This window comes from Chryseobacterium sp. LAM-KRS1, assembly GCF_013184525.1.
GTDB lineage: Bacteria > Bacteroidota > Bacteroidia > Flavobacteriales > Weeksellaceae > Chryseobacterium > Chryseobacterium proteolyticum.
In genome coordinates, this window is the sequence record NZ_JAAOIZ010000001.1 from 688846 (window position 1) to 707576 (window position 18731).

General features: G+C 38.9%; 14 protein-coding genes. 9 read left to right on the plus strand and 5 right to left on the minus strand.

The window, feature by feature from the left end; all coding sequences use genetic code 11:
• Positions 1-198 precede the first annotated feature (198 nt).
• Genes G9C87_RS03125 through G9C87_RS03135 form a run of 3 tightly spaced genes read left to right on the plus strand, consistent with a single transcriptional unit; the run spans position 199 to position 5898 of the window.
• The gene (locus G9C87_RS03125) at positions 199-1455 is read left to right on the plus strand and encodes an alkaline phosphatase family protein (protein ID WP_172278006.1); all 1257 of its coding nucleotides are present in this window, start codon (positions 199-201) and stop codon (positions 1453-1455) included.
• Positions 1456-1466: 11 nt separating this feature from the next.
• The gene (locus tag G9C87_RS03130) at positions 1467-4424 is read left to right on the plus strand and encodes a SusC/RagA family TonB-linked outer membrane protein (protein ID WP_172278008.1); all 2958 of its coding nucleotides are present in this window, start codon (positions 1467-1469) and stop codon (positions 4422-4424) included.
• A 19-nt stretch (positions 4425-4443) separates the two neighbouring features.
• The gene (locus G9C87_RS03135) at positions 4444-5898 is read left to right on the plus strand and encodes a SusD/RagB family nutrient-binding outer membrane lipoprotein (protein ID WP_172278010.1); all 1455 of its coding nucleotides are present in this window, start codon (positions 4444-4446) and stop codon (positions 5896-5898) included.
• A gap of 106 nt (positions 5899-6004) precedes the next feature.
• On the opposite strand, the gene G9C87_RS03140 is transcribed toward G9C87_RS03135, so the two are convergent.
• From G9C87_RS03140 to G9C87_RS03150, 3 genes are all read right to left on the minus strand, one after another.
• On the minus strand, positions 6005-6400 hold the full coding sequence (locus G9C87_RS03140) for a VOC family protein (RefSeq protein ID WP_172278012.1): 396 nt from the start codon (positions 6398-6400) through the stop codon (positions 6005-6007).
• 72 nt (positions 6401-6472) lie between these two features.
• The gene (locus tag G9C87_RS03145; protein WP_172278014.1) at positions 6473-7324 is read right to left on the minus strand and encodes a helix-turn-helix domain-containing protein; all 852 of its coding nucleotides are present in this window, start codon (positions 7322-7324) and stop codon (positions 6473-6475) included.
• 18 nt (positions 7325-7342) lie between these two features.
• A complete protein-coding gene (locus tag G9C87_RS03150) occupies positions 7343-8323 on the minus strand; it encodes an amidohydrolase family protein (RefSeq protein ID WP_172278016.1) in 981 nt (326 codons plus the stop codon).
• A gap of 214 nt (positions 8324-8537) precedes the next feature.
• On the opposite strand from G9C87_RS03150, the gene G9C87_RS03155 reads away from it, so the two are divergent.
• Together G9C87_RS03155 and G9C87_RS03160 are read left to right on the plus strand one after the other, a co-directional pair.
• Positions 8538-9122 carry a Crp/Fnr family transcriptional regulator gene (locus G9C87_RS03155; protein ID WP_172278018.1) on the plus strand — a complete coding sequence of 195 codons (585 nt, stop codon included), beginning with the start codon at positions 8538-8540 and terminating at the stop codon, positions 9120-9122.
• A 62-nt stretch (positions 9123-9184) separates the two neighbouring features.
• Complete coding sequence (locus G9C87_RS03160; protein WP_172278020.1) at positions 9185-9811, plus strand: FMN-dependent NADH-azoreductase; 627 nt, start codon at positions 9185-9187, stop codon at positions 9809-9811.
• Positions 9812-9852: 41 nt separating this feature from the next.
• On the opposite strand, the gene G9C87_RS03165 is transcribed toward G9C87_RS03160, so the two are convergent.
• The gene (locus G9C87_RS03165; protein ID WP_172278022.1) at positions 9853-11169 is read right to left on the minus strand and encodes a sensor histidine kinase; all 1317 of its coding nucleotides are present in this window, start codon (positions 11167-11169) and stop codon (positions 9853-9855) included.
• Between the two features lie 72 nt (positions 11170-11241).
• On the minus strand, positions 11242-12585 hold the full coding sequence (locus G9C87_RS03170) for a sigma-54-dependent transcriptional regulator (RefSeq protein ID WP_172278023.1): 1344 nt from the start codon (positions 12583-12585) through the stop codon (positions 11242-11244).
• 197 nt (positions 12586-12782) lie between these two features.
• Here G9C87_RS03170 and G9C87_RS03175 point away from each other — a divergent pair, with 197 nt between their 5' ends.
• From G9C87_RS03175 to G9C87_RS03190, 4 genes are all read left to right on the plus strand, one after another.
• Positions 12783-14024, plus strand: a complete 1242-nt coding sequence (locus G9C87_RS03175; RefSeq protein ID WP_172278025.1) for an efflux RND transporter periplasmic adaptor subunit — start codon at positions 12783-12785, stop codon at positions 14022-14024.
• A gap of 133 nt (positions 14025-14157) precedes the next feature.
• Positions 14158-14880, plus strand: a complete 723-nt coding sequence (locus G9C87_RS03180) for an ABC transporter ATP-binding protein (protein ID WP_172278027.1) — start codon at positions 14158-14160, stop codon at positions 14878-14880.
• A 74-nt stretch (positions 14881-14954) separates the two neighbouring features.
• Positions 14955-17372: an ABC transporter permease gene (locus G9C87_RS03185; RefSeq protein ID WP_172278029.1), complete on the plus strand. Its 2418-nt coding sequence runs from the start codon at positions 14955-14957 to the stop codon at positions 17370-17372.
• Positions 17373-17421: 49 nt separating this feature from the next.
• Positions 17422-18720, plus strand: a complete 1299-nt coding sequence (locus G9C87_RS03190; RefSeq protein ID WP_172278031.1) for a TolC family protein — start codon at positions 17422-17424, stop codon at positions 18718-18720.
• Positions 18721-18731: the final 11 nt, after the last annotated feature.

The window sequence follows — 18731 nt, forward strand, 5'->3', positions numbered from 1 at the left end:
TATTTTAGAAAATTTCATGAATTTAAATTGAAGTTTTTATTAAATAATGTTTTTGTGAAAAGTTGACAAGTGTTCTCTATCTTCTATAAACAGGAGTAAGATTTTAATGAAAGTTAATATATTATTTAAACTTGTTAATGGTTTGTTAAAAGATACTCTCTGTTTTTTATGGAATTTTGCCCCAATAAAAAATGTAGCATGAACCTTTTCAAAACTTCTCTTTTTATTCTTCTTTCTTTCACCGGTATTACCGGGCACGCACAGAAACATTCGCCGCAAAAAAAAGTAGTTTTTATTATCGTAGATGGTATCGCTGAAGATATGCTGGACAAGTCTGAAATCCCCAATCTTAAAAAGATTAAAAAAGACGGTGCACTCCTGAAAGCGTATGTAGGAGGAGAAAAAGGAGGGTACAGTGAAACGCCCACGATTTCAGCAGTAGGATACAATAGTTTGCTGACAGGAACCTGGGTGAATAAGCATCATGTTTTTGATAACGATATTAAAGATCCTAATTATAGCTATCCAACCATTTTCAGGCTTTTTAAAGATCAGTATCCCGGCAAAAAGACAGCTGTATTTTCAACCTGGGAAGACAACCGCACGAAACTGATCGGTGAAGGCCTGGCGGCCACAGGAAAAATAAAAATGGATTTTTCTTATGATGGGTTGGAAAAGGATACCTTGAAATTTCCACACGATAAACAAAGCGGATATATCCGTAAGATCGATAGCCTGGTGGCAGGAAAAGCAGCAAGCTATATTAAAGAAAATGCCCCTGATTTGTCTTGGGTATACCTGGAATTTTCTGATGATATGGGACATCGCCACGGAGATGGAGATATTTTGTATAAGGCAATCTCCTTCGAAGACAGGCTGATCGGAAAAATATATGATGCCGTAAAAGAGCGTGAGGCAAAGCATGGAGAGGATTGGTTATTCATCGTTACAACGGATCATGGAAGATCTGCCAGTAACGGAAAAGGGCATGGCGAGCAAAGTGATAGAGAACGGGATACCTGGATTGCAATCAATAAACCCAATATTAACGCATATGCCAAAAATAATCGTGTTGCCATTACAGATATTCTTCCTACGATGACTGACTTTCTCAGTATCAAAATACCTGAGAATGTTCAACAGGAAATGGACGGAATCGATTTGCTTAAAAACAGAGCAGTAAGCCAGCTGAATGCCTCTTTGTTAACCGACAGAACATTGGAAGTAACATGGAAAGTGATAACTCCCACGAAGGAATCTGCGGAGGTTTATGCAACCACTACCAATAATTTCAAAACCGGTGGTAAAGACTATTACCAGTTGTTGGGACAGGCAGATCTGAGCAGCGGTAAGTTTATCTCAAAACAAAAACTCGATCATTCCGATATCTACAAGATTGTTCTGAAAACCAAAGAAGGCTTTCTGAATACGTGGATCACTCAACAAAATAAATAAGGAATCTACTTATGAAATTACATCTTTTAATCGGCCTGGGCTTAGTCACAGGCCTGGAAGTCTATGGCCAGAACGTACAGAAAATAGATGGCGCCGATACCATAAAGACCCATGAGAAAAAAATCGACGAGGTTGTTATTACAGCGCTTGGGATCAAGAAAGACAAGAAAACGTTAGGGTATGCAGTACAGGAGGTGAAAGGCGATGTGTTTGAAAAAGCAAAAGAACCGAATTTCATCAATTCCCTTTCCGGAAGGGTAGCCGGATTGAATGTTAAGAACAGTACGGATCTTTTTCAGGATCCGGGAATCAGCCTGAGGGGTGCCAAGCCGCTTATTGTTATTGACGGTGTTCCAGACAGGACTTCTGATTTGTGGAGGATCAATGCGGATGATATCGATAATATCAGTGTATTGAAAGGACCTACAGCTTCTGCTTTGTACGGATCAGTGGGAAAGGACGGAGCAATCATGATTACCACTAAAAAAGGTAAGAAAGGAAGAATGAGTATTTCATTTAATAATTCCACCATGTTTCAGACTTCTTTTATCCGTATTCCTAAAGTGCAGACAACATACGGGGGAGGAAATAACGGGAAATATGCCTATATAGACGGAAGTGGTTCCGGAAGTGAAGGTGGCGGATGGATCTGGGGTCCTAAGCTAGACCAGAAAGATCCTACAACACCCAGTGGATATTATGAAACTCCGCAATACAATAGTCCGATTGATCCTGCAACCGGAAAACCGATACCCTTACCATGGATTTCCCGTGGAAAGAATAATATTAAAAATTTCTTTGATACCGGCGTTATCCAGTCCAATAACCTGAGTGTGGACTGGGGAAGTGAAAAAGCAACTTTCAGACTTTCCCTTTCTAATATTTATCAGAAGGGAATCGTTCCGAATACCGATCTGAAAACTACGTCAATCAGTCTGGCAGGATCCGTAAATCCTATTGAAAAGCTTACGATTAATTCTACTTTAACCTATAATAAAGAATATACCTCCAACTTCCCTGAAGTAGGATACGGACCTACGAACTATCTTTATAATCTCGTATTATGGACCGGTGCCGATGTAGATGTAAGAGACCTGAGAAATTACTGGGTAGCCGGAAAAGAAGGATACCAGCAAAGGCATTACAATGTTTCTTACTACAACAATCCTTATTTTCAGGCGTATGAATACCTGAGGCCTTACTATAAGGATAATGTAATGGGAAATGTAAACCTGGAATACCAGATCATTCCCAAATTATCAGCTAAAGCCCGAGTGGGGACAAATGTGTATGCCCTGAACCGCGAATATAGAGAGCCTAAAAGCTATATAGGGTATGGAAATAAGTCATTAGGAAACTATACGCAGATTAACGGAAATTATTTTGATATTACTTCAGAACTGGGACTTAAATACCAGAACCGCTTTTCAGAAAACTTCTCATTAACCGGTGAAGGATACGTGTCTAATTTCTACAGGGAACAGAAAAATAGTGAGATCCGTACTGATGGATTGGTAAGCCCGGGATGGTATAATCTTTTTAACAGTATAGGACCGCTATTTGCTCCAAAAGCAGGAAACCGGAAAGAATTTGAACAGATCAACAGCGTATACGGGTACGTAGATATGGAAATTTACAAAGCATTTTTCCTGAATATGACTGCCCGATATGACAAAGTATCCACACTTCCGAAAGGAAATAACGGGTATTTCTATCCGTCTGTTTCCGGATCAGTATTACTTAACCAACTGGTAACGCTTCCGGATTGGATCAGTTTTGCCAAACTTCGCGGATCATTGGCCCAGGTTTCCAATGGTAAGCTGGCCAACGATACGTATGGTTATATCTCTGCATTTGAAAAAAGTGATATCAGCTGGAACGGACAATCAACATTTGTTTTCGGGGACGTGTTGATCGACAGTAATATAAAGCCGGAAACATCGAACTCATGGGAGGTAGGAACGAACATTTCATTTCTAAAAAACAGAATTAATTTAGACGTTGCTTATTACCAAACCCGGGATTATAATAATCTGGCGAGTATTCCTCTGTCTGAGGGAGTAGGATATAAAACGTACCTAACCAACGGAAATGTATTTCAAAGAAAAGGAGTGGAATTTACCCTGAATGCGGATGTCATTAAGAAATCGGATTTCAGATGGAGTACACAGCTGAATTTGAGCCACTACCGGAAGTATTTAAAAGAAGCTTATGGCGGTAAAGATTATACAACAATCTATAACGCTGCCAACGGAAGGAACAATTTCATCCGGGTAGGAGAGAGAGCTGATAAACTGACTGCCATGCCTTATGAAACTTCACCGGAAGGGCAATTGGTCCTTCAAAACGGATATCCTGTGAATTCCACAGCACCCTTTGAAAGCAATATGGGATATTCTGATCCGGACTGGACTTATGGTTTATCCAATAATTTCAGCTACAAGAACTTCTCACTTTCCTTATTATTTGATGGCCGACTTGGAGGAACCATGTATTCCACTACCAATCAGAAAATGTGGTGGGGAGGGATTGCCCCGGGAACAGTTAATCAGTATAGGGATGATGCCAATGCCGGAAACAATACTTATATAGCACCGGGTGTAAGAGTGGTAAGCGGTTCTATAACATATGACCAGAATGGTAATATAAAATCTGATACCCGCGTTTTTGTTCCCAATGATGTTGCTGTAAACTACAATGCTTATATGCAGAGTACCAGCAATGCTTTTGAAAGCAATTACCATTATTATAAGCAAACCTTTATCAAATTGAGAGAGATCACGGTTACTTATAATTTTGAAAAATCTTTTGCCGAAAAATTAGGAGTATCATCAGCGAGTGTTTCGTTAATCGGTAGAAACCTTTGGCTGGCTTCAAAGATTAAAAATGTAGATCCCGATTCTGGTGTCGACCAGCTTCAGACTCCTGCAACAAGAAGTTTTGGAGTTAATCTCAATGTAAAATTCTAATGATAAAAATACGATAGAAATGAAAGTAGCTAAAATATATATAGTGTTGCTGACTGCTTTAATAGGACTTACGGGCTGCAGCAGGGTAGATGATTTCCATGATGATCCCAACCGCCCTAAAAGTGTAGATGCGGAAAACATCCTTCCGGGAATCGAAGTGAATGCATTCAGTACGATTAAGGCGGAAGCAGCTCTTGCATCTAGACAACTTACCTATATCAACGGAGTTAATGCGCAGCAGTATTACAACTGGCAAAGAGGATCATTTGGTGTTTATGACAACATCAAGCAGGTGGAAAAGATGGTGGAGGAAGCCAATAAAAAAGGAGGAAAGGAATATATTGCACTGGCTCGCTTCTTTAAATCCTATTATTTTATCTCCTTAACCGAGACATTTGGTGATATTCCTTATAGTGAGGCGATAAACACGGCTAATTTTTATCCGAAATATGATGACCAGAAAAGCATTTATAGAAACGTCCTTAATGAGCTGGCATTAGCCAATACCGAGCTTTCCAATCTGAATACTCCAATCCGTGGGGACATAATCTATAATGGAGATTTACTTAAGTGGAGAAAACTGATCAATTCCTACAGATTAAGGATCTTGATGGATCTTTCTAAAAAAGCAGATGATCCGGATCTGAATGTAAAACAGACTTTTGCCAATATTATCAATAATCCGGCCCAAAATCCTGTGATGGAATCCAGCAATGACAGTGGTGCATTACCGTTTTATAATCTTGTAAATAACCGGTATCCGTTTTTTAATAGTAATGATCTGCAGACGGCCTATTATATGGAGCAAAGTTTTGTAGATAAACTCAGGACTTCCAAAGATCCAAGGTTATTTAAAATGGCTGAAAAGAAAACAAGTACAGTTGGGACAAGTCCTTCAGATCCGTTTAGCTTTTATGACGGATTATATGGAAGTGGGGATCTGGGGCAGAATTCTACCAAAGCATCCAATGGTCTGGCATCAAGAATTAATCCGAGATATTTTAATGATCCGATCAATGAGCCTTCTTTATTAATGGGATATGCTGAACTCCAATTTGTTTTGGCCGAAGCGGCCGTAAGAGGCTGGATCAATGCAAACGCAAATACATACTACCTGAATGCCATTAATGCATCCATGACTTTCTATAAAATAAGTCCTACAGATGTAGCAGCTTATCTGGCTCAGCCAACCATTAATCTGCAGCCTGGAAAAGAGATCGAACAGATCATGGATCAGAAGCATACGGCCTTGTTTTTTAATACGGGATGGCAAATATTCTATGATCAGAGAAGAACAGGTTTTCCTCACTTCAATACTGATGGTCCCGGAATTCTGAACAACGGCAAGATTCCTAAAAGATGGATGTATCCTTCTTCGGAAATCAATAATAACAATACCAATCTTAACAATGCCATCACCAAGCAGTATCCGGCTGGTGATAATATTAATGAGACCATGTGGCTGATTAAGTAAGCCGTACTGAATTTACACATCGGATCAATAAAAAACTCCTGCTTCGAAGAAGCAGGAGTTTGCTGTTAGTTAGAAAATGAAGGATATGATGATTCAATATAAATTTTTAGCTGAACTTTTTAATTGCTTCCGGAGAAACAGGTGTGAAAAAATTGATCAGATTTCCGTCAGGATCACAGAATAAAAGTGACCGGTTACCCCACGGCATGGTGGTGGGCTCCTGGACAATTTCGCTTGTAATTCCTTTAATTCTCTCATATTCATCGTCTACATTGTCGACAATAAATTCTATTATGCTGCTTTTGCTTCCGGTAGATGCTGTGAGGTTTTCACTGAAGAGCGTCATGGTGCGTGTGCTTCCTATAGCTAAAGTGATAGAACTTGTAGAGAGCTCTGCAAAATCTTCTGTATACCATTGAGCTGTCAGTCCCATTGCATTCTCATAAAACTGCACGGATTGCTTAATGTCCTTTGTGATAATTCTTAATGATGTTAATTTCATGTTTGTTGAATTTAATAATATCCTGGAACAAAAGTAAGCTCAGGTTGTGACAAGAGTATGTCAGTAGAAAAATTAATCTCTGAATTTTTTACGGAAATTAAGGGCTGTCATTCCCGTTTCTTTAGAGAAAAAGCGTGAGAAATAGGAATGATCTTCGAAGCCCAGGTCATTTGCAATCTGTTTTACATTGAGGTCACTGAAGTATAAAAGCCGTTTAGCTTCAAGAATTATATTGTACCTGATCCAGAATGAAACAGGGGAACCCGTATATTTTTTCAGGCATTCATTCAGGTATGACTCTGAAATATGGAGCATTTTTGCGTAATCTGAAGGACTTTTATATTTCCTGATATTTTTGTTAAGAAGATTTTTGAATTGAAAGGACAGTTCAGTGGTTCTTGAATTGGCATCAGAATTCTCCCGGATACGAACAACATCTGCTGCCATTTCAAAAAAGGAACGCAGTAATGAGTAAGCTATGTTTAAATTGAGTTTATCCCCGGAAGAATGATCTGTTTTTCTATGTAAAATACTCAATAGCTGATCCATATCTTCCGCATCTTCCGGACGAAGATCAATAGGTTCCTGAAAGCCCAGCCAGCTTTCAAAAGTATTCCGGCATGATAGGTCCACCAATGAAGGATCTACAGCGATATACCATCCTTCGGCTTTTCTCGACTGAATCCGGTAATGAACCTGTTCCGGTAAAATGTAGTACAGCTGTTTTTCACGGATAATTTTATTTTCAAAGTCTACAATTGTGGATCCGGAGCCTTTCAGCATCATAAAAAATATATAATGATCGTCACGGTGTGCCCCAAGATCTCTGGAATGCTTCCGACTGATCTGCTCAGGGCCAAATCGTGAAATTAAAAAACTATGATCAGTTTTTTCCTGTAATTGATGGATGGGAATATTTTGCATAGAGAATGTAATCAATTATTAAAGTCCAAGGATGCGGTCTGCATTTCCATGGGCAATCTTTGCGATCTGTTCAGCTGGAAGATTTATGCCGTGTAAGAAATCAATACCCATCTGATTATCACTGAAAGGATAATCTACCGATAGAATAATATGATCTATGCCTATCGCATCCAATGCTATTTGCAAAGGAGGTTGGGTGAAGAAACCACTCGTTGTTATATAAAGCTGCTCTCTGAATGTATCAGCCATTGTTCTTTGATTACGGCCTCCATTACCCGGCTGAAAAGCCTTATTGGACCTGTCCCACATGATCGGCAACATTTCGCCCATATGTCCTATGATTATTTTCAGTTTGGGATAATCATCAAAAACTCCGGCTATCAGAAGTCGCAGTACATGAATAGCTGTTTCTGAGTGCCAGCCCCAACCCCAGCAGGCAAGAGCATCAAAAGAACCGGAGGTTGTGCCTATATTGCTGTAGTAAGCATCCATGACAGGTTTTGGTGGGATTCCGGGGTGTATATATAGGGGAACTCCTAACTTTTCAGCTCTTTCAAAAACAGGTGCAAATTTAGGAGCGTCCAGGAATTCTCCACAGGTAAGTCCGCGGATCATAGCACCGCGGAAACCATAAGTCTTTACGGTGCGTTCAAGCTCATCAGCCGCAGCAGAGGGAGCCACCATCGGAAGATGGGCAAATGCCGCAAACCTGTCAGGATGATCTTTTATTCTCTCCGCCAGCAAATCATTATATTGCGAAGCAAATGCAGGAGCAGATGACTGATCCAGTAAATTGACATCGGTATTTTCTACAGAAAGGACCTGCATGGATATACCCGATTGATCCATCGATTCCAGTCGTTGTCCGGAAATATCCGACAACATAGGCATCAGTCTCATTGCCGGACCCGATGGCTGCTTTTTATCCGTTATACCGTCAGGAAGAAAGTGGGACATTTCAGGAAAGGACACGTGTTCCTCTATTGTTACTATTCTCATTGTAAAAGGATTTTATTGCCACAAAAATAGAATACTAAAGGTACGGAATCAATGAAGAACTTACAGGGATGATAGCACAATTCGCGGTAATTTTTTTCCTGGGATAAATGAAATGGAGAGTGCTCATGTATTAACTCATTACCTGATCTTTTATTAACCATGAATAGATTGGAATATTCTGTACATTTGTTGATCATTTCATTAAAGATCGCTTATGAAGGAAAACCCTTTACTGAAAAATATTTCCAGATATGTTACTTTAACAGAGGAAGAGACTGAAATTTTTGAGAGTTTCTGGACAGAGAAAATTTTGGAAAAGGGAGATTATCTTTTGAGAAACGGGGATGTCTGCCGGTATGATAATTATGTGGTTTCTGGTCTCGTGAAAGCATTTTATATCAATTCCGAGAATGGTAATGAAGAAATTCTTTATTTCTCTATTGACGATTGGTGGGCCAGTGATATCGATAGTTTTTCTAAACAGAAAACTTCTATTTACAATATCCAGGCTCTTGAAAAAACCAAGGTCTTACAGATCAATTACCATTCATTTCAAAATCTGTTGCGGGCTATTCCACAACTTGAGCGTTATTTCCGGCTTATCCTTGAAAGTTACCTTGGGGTCCTGCAAAAAAGACTGATCTACCATAATGTATATGATGCAGAATACAGGTATTTTGATTTTCTTGAAAGATATCCTGATATCGCTTCCAGGGTTCCGCAGTATCTGATTGCTTCCTATCTGGGAGTGTCGGCAGAATTTATTAGCAGATTGCGAAAAAAAAATAAATCCTCTTGAACTAGGTCAATTTTTCTCTCTTTTATAATCTGGAATTTTGCTTCATTATAATAACGAAGCATATGAAAAAAGTATTGATCATCAACGCAAGCGTAAGAAATGAAAGATCACACAGCCGAAAACTGTCAAAGCTTTTTGCAGACAACTGGACATCAAAATATCCTCATGATATATTTACCTACAGGGAAGTAGGAACAGAGTTGATTCCCGGAATTGATGAATCCTGGATTGCCGGGGCGTTTACCAAGCCTGCAGACAGGACAGAAGCGGATCATAAAGCCTTGGAGCTGAGTGATGAACTGGTGGATGAACTGAAAGAACATGATATTTATGTCATTGCCACACCAATGTATAATTGGTCGCTTCCCAGTGGTTTGAAAGCCTATATCGACCAGGTGATGAGATTCAATAAAACCTGGAAATTCCGATCAGGAGTTCCTGATGGGGATTATGTAGGCTTACTTGAAAATAAAAAGATATTTATACTGTCCAGCAGGGGAGATACAGGCTATGGAGCAGGAGAGAAAAATGCTCATATGAATTTTCAGACCACGTATCTGGAGTTTATATTCGGGATTATGGGAGTAAAAGATATAACCCTTTTTTCTCTGGACAATGAAGAGTTCGGCGGAGAGATATTTGAAAAGTCCAAAAGGCAAATCTTTGAGCAGATAAGCCTGGTTGAATAAAGCAGAGTATTTTAGGTTTTCCAATTACAATTGAAAAGCAGTTATACTAAAAACCATAATTCAAAACTGCTGCCCTCATTCAGTGCCTGGTAATTGAGATACCCTCCATGCGCTTCCATTATACTTTTGGTAAGTGTGAGCCCGATTCCGGAACCACTGGCTCTGGTTGTAAAGAAAGGAAGGAAGATCTTGTCTTTAATTTCAGGAGTAATGCCTGATCCGTTGTCGGTAATAGCGATAATGATGCGGTTATTTTGAGATCGGACAGTGGTTGTGATGGTTTTATTTGGTTTTTCAGAAACGGCAAATATCGCATTGAGATACAAATTGATAAGACTGCGTTCTATCATTTTCTCATCCGCCAGAACCCTGAAATCTTCAATTTCGCGGACGATTGAAATATTTTGCTTTTCAAATTCCGGTTTCAGGAAATTTAATGCAGATTCTACTATTTTTTTCAGGGAAACAGAAGCCAGAACGGGTTTGGGTAATTCTGCAACCTGGCGGTAATCATCAACAAAGCTTAGTAACTGTTTTGATTTGGAATTAATGATCATCAGGCTTTCTTTCATTTCCTGCTGGTCTTCTTTATCTACGGTTTCCTGATTACTGATGTATTCCAGGCTTTGGATCAGGCTGTTTACGGGGGTCAGTGTATTGAGGAGTTCGTGTGAAATCACCTTCATCAGGTTATTCCATGCGAGCTTCTCTTTTTGTTCTATGATCTTCTGAACGGATTCCAGGGTGATGATGTAAAAACGGTGTTGCGGATTTTTTACCTGTTTTGTTCTTAATGAAAAAGACTGCTTGGAATTTCCACGAATAGAAATATCAAAAAATTCCTGAGAATTGCTGTATCCTGTATCCTCAATAATTTTAAAAAATTCAGGAGCTTTAGATGCATACAGGCTCCAGCTGTTGTATCTTGGAACCTGGAGGCTTGTAAGAAAAGCTTCATTCACATAAAATACTTCCCAGTTTTTATTTTCCTCGGAAAGGATCATAAGTCCTGTTTCCATCTGATCCAGAATACTTTCGTACAGAAGCTTATAGGACGATAGGGAAAATTGTTCTTCCTTGCTTTGGTAGTACAAACGGATGCTGCTATCCAAAAGCGCTGTTCCTTCCTCTTTGGGAAATAATGAAAAATCTTTTTTTCTGATAGAAGATATAATCTTCTCTGTTTTTGATGCTAAAGCAATCTGCGATTGGTTGATCAAAATAACAAAGAGCACCATTATTCCGGCAAAAAGACTCGCATTAAACCATTTTTCCTGTAAAAAAAAATGATAGGTAGCAATTCCACTCATGATTGCCAGAAAGTGGTAAAGCAACCACCAATATTTATATTTATTCATAATTTTAATACATTGTCTAAAATCTAAAATCTACTTTCTAACTTCTAACCTCTAATTTCTACCATCTACCACTCATATCCCAAATTTCTCCATTCTCCTGTAAAGTGCAGCCCGGGAAAGACCTAAATCTTCGGCTGCCAGAGAAATATTCCCGGTATGTTTTTTCAATGCCTTTTTGATCAGTACTTCTTCCATTTCCTCGATATTAAGATTGATAATGGTTTGCTCTTGCTCCTCCGGCTGAGGCATCAGCAATTGGAGATGATGATCGGTGGACAGGATAACACTTCTTTCAAGACAATGATCCAGCTCCCGGATATTTCCCGGCCAGGAATAATTGATAAGGGTAAGCATTAAACCTTCCGTAAGTTCCAGGTTCGGTTTATGGTATTTCTGTTTATAGCGGTCCAGAAAATACTGAGCCAGAAGACCTATATCTTCCTGTCTTTCCCTTAAAGCAGGGATATGAATTTCCACGGTATTGATACGGTAGTAAAGATCCTGGCGAAAGCGATTTTCAGCAACCGCTTTTTTAAGGTTTTCATTAGTGGCAAAAATAAAACGGACATCCAGTAAGCGTTCCTTGGTTTCACCTAATCTCGATAATTTCCGGTTCTGAATAAGGCTTAATAATTTTGTCTGCAACTGTAGCGGTAGATTTCCGATCTCATCAAGAAAAACTGTTCCATTTTGTGCATTTTCTATTTTTCCGGCGTAATCCTGGTGGGCATCAGTAAATGCTCCTTTTTTATAACCGAATAATTCTGATTCAAAAAGGCTTTCGGAAATACTTCCAAGATCAATATGCACAAAAGGCTGATTTTTTCTCTCCGATTGTTCATGAATAGACTCGGCAAGGACATATTTTCCCGTTCCGTTTTCTCCCAGAAGCAGAACATTGGCATCCGTAGGGGCCACTTTTTCGATTTGTTCTAAGACCTCCTGCATTTTCGGAGAATGACTATCAAGCTGATACTGATGGTTTTTCTGATTTATATTTTCCCACTGACTCAGCTTTTTATTTTTTCTGGAAATATCTACAGCGAGATTCACAGAGGCATAGAGCTTTTCATTATTCCACGGCTTCAGGATGAAATCCGACGCACCGTTTTTTAAAGCTTCAACCGCAAGTTCTACTTCGCCGTAAGCGGTCATAAGAATAATGGGAAGCTGAGGTTCAAGTGTTTTGATCTCCTTCATCCAGTACAAACCATCCTGGCCGCTTTCAAAACCTTTTCTGAAGTTCATATCCAGTACTACTGCATCAAACTGGTTTTCAGTCATGAATTTCATAATCTGTACGGGCTTACTAAGACAGCTGACCTCTGTGAAAAATTTTTTAAGCCAGACTCTTGCAGAAAACAAAATGTCTTCGTCGTCATCTACAATGAGAATGTGCGCTTCTTTTTTTCGCATATCGGTATTTGTTGATTGTATTAAAACTCATTCTTTTCTATTAAAAATGTTCATTATCGGACAAAAAGTGTCCGATAATGAACACCTGATCAACTCCTCTTATTAATATTATTTCAGATTATCAGACACTTATAAAAGTATAATTTTCTGGCATCTGTGTTGTGTAATTTGCTGTAACAAAAAGAGTTATCTTTATTATGGATACGAAAATAGTAAAAAAGAAATCGAAATTAAAATTTGTTTTAGGGGGATTGGGAGCTATAGCTGTTTTGTCGCTTTCCGGGATGTATTTCAGCAGTCAGAAAAAGACCTATAATGTTTCGGCTGAAGATATCCAGACTGATAAGGTTACGAGAGGGAAATTTGAAGATATGCTGATGGTGAATGCGCAGACACAATCGCTTAAATCTTCATTTGTAAATGTTCTGGAAGGAGGAGCGGTTAAGGAAATATTTGCTGAAGACGGTCAGATGGTCACCAAAGGTCAGCCGATAGCAAGAGTCTACAATCCGAATACCGAATTCAGCTATATGAATCAGGAAACAGGGATCATGCAGCAGATCAGCCAGATGAGGAGTACACTTCTGGAACTGAAAAATCAGGAGCTGGCTCAGGATAAGGAATTGCTGCAGGCACAGAATGATTATAATACAGCCCTACAGAATTTTAACCTTCAAAAGCGTCTCTATGATGCAGAGATCGGGAAGAAAACAGATTATGACATCAGTGTGCAGAATCTTACGTACCAGAAACAAAGGAAATCAATTGTAGAAAAAGGCTATTCCAGTGAAAAAAATTCCAGAAGCGCTCAAATATCGGCAATTAATACATCGATAAACCAGATGGATAAAAGCTTACAAATCTTGCATTCCAACAAAAATAATTTCCTGATCATGGCTCCGGCTTCCGGAAGACTTTCATCTTTCACAATATCGGTAGGTGAGAACCTTACGAATGGCCAAAGCATTGGAAAAATAGATCTGATGGACGGCTATAAGCTGGTAGCTAAAGTAGACGAATATTACATCAACAAACTGCAAAACGGAATTAAGGGAGTTCTGGATAATAACGGACAGGAAGATGAGGTGGTGATTACCAAAATACTTCCTGAAGTAAAAGACGGGCAGTTTTCAGCAGAGCTTAATTTCACGGACAAAAAGCCTGAAAACCTCAAAATAGGGATGACATTCGGAGTAAAACTAAAACTTTCGGCAGATACACAGAGTACCATGATTCCAAAAGGGAATTTTTATAAAGATACCAATGGGAAATGGGTGTTTGTGGTTAAAGGAAATAAAGCGGAACGGAGAAACGTAAGCCTGGGTAGGGAAAACCCTTTATATTATGAAGTGAAATCGGGGCTTCATGAAGGAGAAACGGTAATCATATCAGATTATGCAGATCTTAAAAAATATGAGATACTCACCATAAAAAAGTAAAAATATGAATACTTTTAATTCATATTGTTACAGAGATGAAGCCGATTCATCAATTTAGGCAAAAAGCTTCTCTAATGAACCTGATATCAGGGATTTATCAACAATACATAATACAATTAAATATCAAATTATCATGATCAATATTCATAACCTTTCAAAAATTTATATATCAGAAGATGTTCAGACCCATGCATTAAATAAGGTAAGCCTGGGCATTAAAGAAGGAGAATTCCTTGCTGTAATGGGACCTTCAGGCTGTGGAAAATCTACTTTTCTCAATATTCTCGGACTTCTGGATTCCGCTTCAGCCGGTTCCTATCAGTTTTCAGGAGTGGAAATGGTGGGACTTAGCGAAAAAGGTAAATCGGATGTCCGTAAAAAGAATATAGGTTTTATTTTTCAGAATTTTAATCTGATAGATGAGCTTACCGTCTATGAAAATATTGAACTGCCCTTGATCTATAATGGGGTTTCCTACTCAGAAAGAAAAAAGAAGGTGGAAGAAATTATGGAAAAGATAAATATCAGCCACCGGGCGAAACATTATCCCCAACAGCTTTCGGGAGGGCAGCAGCAAAGAGCAGCCGTAGCCAGGGCCCTTGTCACCAAGCCAAAACTGATCCTTGCCGATGAGCCTACGGGGAATCTGGACAGTTCTAATGGAAACGAAGTGATGAACCTGTTGGCAGAACTTCACAGAGAAGGCTCTACCATTGTTATGGTAACACACTCTTCCTATGATGCCGGATACGCTTCCCGAATCATCACCATGAAAGACGGAGAGATTTTTAATGAGGAACATGCTTCTCAGAGAAAAGATGTATTCGCTAAGGCGGATGCTAAAGAATTCGGATAAATCAAAATCCTTCAGTGTACCCATGAAGATCATGGAAATGATCTGTACCATTCATTATTAATAACAACAGAATTATGTTCAAGAACTGGCTTAAAATTGCTTTCGTCAATTATAAAAAAAATGCGCTGTCCACCATTATCAATATATTTGGACTTACGATAGGGCTTACAGGATTTATGCTGATCCTGATGCATTGGAATGATGAGGAATCCTATGAAAAATGGAATCCTAAAAAAGATGATATCTATGCCTTTCAAACCTATTCTAAGGCAGAGAACTCTTACCGTAGCAGTATTTCTTATCCTATGGCATTCAATGCCCTTAAGAAAATTCCCGAAGTTCAGGATTACGTTCTTTTCTTTGGTACCGGAATTGGTAATAAAATGACTACAAAATACCATACAGCATTTCAGCAGGACGGTCTTCTGGCATCTGAAAGCTTCTTTCATTTTTTTCCTTTTAAGATTATTTCAGGAGGAGCAAAAGATGCTTTAAAAACAGAAACCTCTATTGCTATTTCCAAACAGACGGCTATCAGGCTGTTCGGAAAGACAAATGTTGCGGGGGAATCTGTAAAGATTGAAAATAAAGACTATATCGTTACCGCGGTATACGAACTTCCGGAAGGAAATACGCAGATAAAACCGGAGTTTATCATTAATCCTGTGGAACAGTTCAGAAGTGACCGTGACCACTGGAACGACTATCGTTATGCATGTTTCTTCATGTTAAAAAAGGGAGTGGATCCGTCGGTTTTCAGTGAGAAATTTAAAAGAGACATCATTGAAGTAAGGGCAGCGGTAGACGCAAAAGATTCTGGAATCAGCACCCAGCAATTTCTCGAAAAATATGGCCCCAACACCGTGTTACTGACTCCACTTGATAAGATAAAACTCCATGCGAAATCTTCCCCGCTGGCTGCAGGAGATTTTAAAACTGTACTGATCTTGTTTATTTTATCTGTACTGATCGTTGTTTTATCTGCTATTAATTTTATTAACCTAAAAACAGCAGAAGCATCTCAAAGAGGCAAAGAAGTAGGAGTGAGAAAGGCAATCGGAGGAACAAGGTCTTCACTGATGAGACAATTTCTTTTAGAGACTTTTATAATTTGCATGGTATCCTATTTTATTTCTCTGGTACTTACGGAACTCCTGCTTCCGAACTTTAATAAGTTTTTTGATAAAGAAATAAAGCTGAATGACTGGCATGTCTTTCTTTATTCCCTGATCATGGTACTTTTGGTTACTTTGCTGTCAGGACTTATTCCGGCTTTTTATCTCTCCAGCTTTAAAGCTATTGAAACACTGAAAGGGAATTTTTCACGAAGTAAGCACGGGATATGGTTAAGAAACGGAATTCTTACCCTTCAGTTGATGATCTCTTCGTTTTTTATCATCGGTGGGCTTATTGTAAACAGTCAGGTAAAATATATGATGAACAAAGATCTTGGTTTTAATGGAAAGCAAATCATGCTGATAACCTTCAATGAAAACGATCCTAAACCGTGGCTGAAGTATGAGCGTCTGAAGTCCGAAATTTCTAAAATTGATGGAGTAGAAGCGGTTTCCTTTGGAGATGCAGTTGCAGGGAGTAGCAGGAAGAAAAGTGCTAATATCGATTATATGCAGGAGACTATTAATACAAACTACAGCTCCATGGATTACAACTACCTGCAGTTTATGGAAGTGAAATTGTTAAAAGGACGCTGGCTAAACCCTAATCTCGCCTCAGATACAATTAACAGTCTGATCGTAAATGAAGCATTTGTTAAAAAGTTTGGCTGGACCGATGAGGAAGCTTTGGCGCGAAATTTAAATCCGGGATTCGATGACAATAAAAAATATAGGATTGTTGGGATCGTTAAAGATTTTAATCTTAAAAGTTTAAAATTTAAAGTAGAGCCCATTGCATTTTTCCATTACAAAGAAACTGCCGCAAACAGGTATGCTCTGCAAAGTATCCAGGTAAAGGTAAAACCTGATGATATTGAAGGAACAGTAAACAAGGTAAAAAAATACTGGGAAAACTCAGCTGAGCCGGGATATCCGTTCCAATACTATTTTGTAAATCAGAAATTTGCGAAAACCTTTGTACAGTATCAGAAACAGCAGACCTTATTTACTATTCTCAATGCCATGGTGCTTATGGTGGCTCTGCTTGGGCTTTTTGCTCTCTCTTCCCTGATGATCGAACAAAAGCTAAAAGAAGTAGCGATCAGGAAAACTTTAGGTGCGTCTGACCGTATTTTGGTCTTCGGACTGACCAGACAGTTTCTTTGGATTGCCATAATTGCAGTATTGATCAGTGTACCTATATGTTACTACCTGATGAACGAATGGCTGAAAGACTTTGCTTACAGAATTGATATGCCGTTATGGCCATTTATCGTCAGTTTCTGTGTATTGCTTGCATTGACATTTGCCGTGGTAAGTATAAAAGCGTACAAAGCTACAAAAGTCAATCTTGTAAAGTACCTTAAATATGAATAAGTAGCGCAATCATACTATATTTTTAATCTACTTAAATCAGAACGAACTCATGAAAAATTTCATTTTCATATTTTTTATCAGCCTGTATCCGGGACAGCAAACCTGGAACCTGCAACAGTGCCTGGATTATGCATCAACGCATCATCCGTCAATAAAACAGGCCGCTGTTGCCGTAGAAAAGAATGACAGGCTGATCACCGGATCAAAAGGAATGCTCCTGCCAACAATAGAAGCAGGGGTAAACCACACGTATAGTTTCGGATCTTCAATCAACCAGTCCAGTAATCAGCGTGAAGCTCTTAATACACAATACGATCAATTCAACGCAAGGGCGGATTGGGAACTGTTCAACTGGAAAAATTTCCTGAATATCTCTCTTTCTAAATTGAATAAAGAAACCAGTACCTACAAGCTTGCGCAGGCTAAAAATGAAGTAAAGCTGAATGTTATACAGATGTTCTTCACGTATCAGAACAGCAAAAGCTGGCTGGAAGTGCTGGAAACCCAGATCTCAGGCATTGAAGAGCAGATTAAACGGACTGAAAAGGAGGTGGAGATTGGCAACAGGCCCAAAAGCGATATCTATGATATAAAAGCCAATTTAGGAACTTTACAGGAGCAATGGGTATCCGCCAAGAACCAGCGTGACCTGTCAAGGATTAACCTTCTCAATGCTATGGCGGTAACACAAGATTCAATAGATTTTGTCATGGATAATGAGAATCCTCTTTCAGAAAGTGAATTTCAGGATCCCGACTTTACAAAAAGGCTTTTAGAAAAGAATCCGGCTTACCAGTCGGTGATGGCGGAGATTAATGCACAGAAAAAAAAGGAAGAGGTAGCAAGAGCCGGATATTGGCCAACTTTGAACGGAACCTATAGCTGGTCAACTTTTTATAATAAGGTTTTGGGAAAAGATAATGCGTCGACCCTTAGTTTTTCTGATCAGTTCGGACAAAATAAGAATCAATCCCTTAGTTTCGGCCTCAGTATTCCCGTTTTCAATAAACTTCAGGTAAAAACAAATGTTGAGATCGCAAAACTGAATGCTATCAATTCAAACTATGACAAAGAACTGGTAATTAATAATCTCACACAAACCATCAATTCCATAAAAGCCCAGTTTCTGAATGCACAGGAAAAATACCATCTTCTGGATCTCAATTTTGAAAATCAGAAACTGTCATTTCAGAAATCGGAAGAAAAATACAAAGAGGGTTTAATGGATGCCTATACCTTCTTCGTTGTAAGGAACGGTTGGCTCCAGGCCAATTATAATCTCATCAGCAGTAAGAATGATCTTATTCAGCAGACTGAATTATTAAAAGTGCTGGAATCCGGTTTATAAAAATGGGTCAG

Excerpts from the sequence above, each read along its gene's own strand:
- G9C87_RS03185 (WP_172278029.1), top strand. The coding sequence starts at position 14,955 with ATGTTCAAGAACTGGCTTAAAATTGCTTTCGTCAATTATAAAAAAAAT.
- G9C87_RS03130 (WP_172278008.1), top strand. The coding sequence starts at position 1,467 with ATGAAATTACATCTTTTAATCGGCCTGGGCTTAGTCACAGGCCTGGAA.
- G9C87_RS03155 (WP_172278018.1), top strand. The coding sequence starts at position 8,538 with ATGAAGGAAAACCCTTTACTGAAAAATATTTCCAGATATGTTACTTTA.
- G9C87_RS03135 (WP_172278010.1), top strand. The coding sequence starts at position 4,444 with ATGAAAGTAGCTAAAATATATATAGTGTTGCTGACTGCTTTAATAGGA.
- G9C87_RS03145 (WP_172278014.1), bottom strand. The coding sequence starts at position 7,324 with ATGCAAAATATTCCCATCCATCAATTACAGGAAAAAACTGATCATAGT.
- G9C87_RS03165 (WP_172278022.1), bottom strand. The coding sequence starts at position 11,169 with ATGAATAAATATAAATATTGGTGGTTGCTTTACCACTTTCTGGCAATC.
- G9C87_RS03150 (WP_172278016.1), bottom strand. The coding sequence starts at position 8,323 with ATGAGAATAGTAACAATAGAGGAACACGTGTCCTTTCCTGAAATGTCC.
- G9C87_RS03175 (WP_172278025.1), top strand. The coding sequence starts at position 12,783 with ATGGATACGAAAATAGTAAAAAAGAAATCGAAATTAAAATTTGTTTTA.
- G9C87_RS03170 (WP_172278023.1), bottom strand. The coding sequence starts at position 12,585 with ATGCGAAAAAAAGAAGCGCACATTCTCATTGTAGATGACGACGAAGAC.
- G9C87_RS03180 (WP_172278027.1), top strand. The coding sequence starts at position 14,158 with ATGATCAATATTCATAACCTTTCAAAAATTTATATATCAGAAGATGTT.
- G9C87_RS03160 (WP_172278020.1), top strand. The coding sequence starts at position 9,185 with ATGAAAAAAGTATTGATCATCAACGCAAGCGTAAGAAATGAAAGATCA.
- G9C87_RS03125 (WP_172278006.1), top strand. The coding sequence starts at position 199 with ATGAACCTTTTCAAAACTTCTCTTTTTATTCTTCTTTCTTTCACCGGT.
- G9C87_RS03140 (WP_172278012.1), bottom strand. The coding sequence starts at position 6,400 with ATGAAATTAACATCATTAAGAATTATCACAAAGGACATTAAGCAATCC.
- G9C87_RS03190 (WP_172278031.1), top strand. The coding sequence starts at position 17,422 with ATGAAAAATTTCATTTTCATATTTTTTATCAGCCTGTATCCGGGACAG.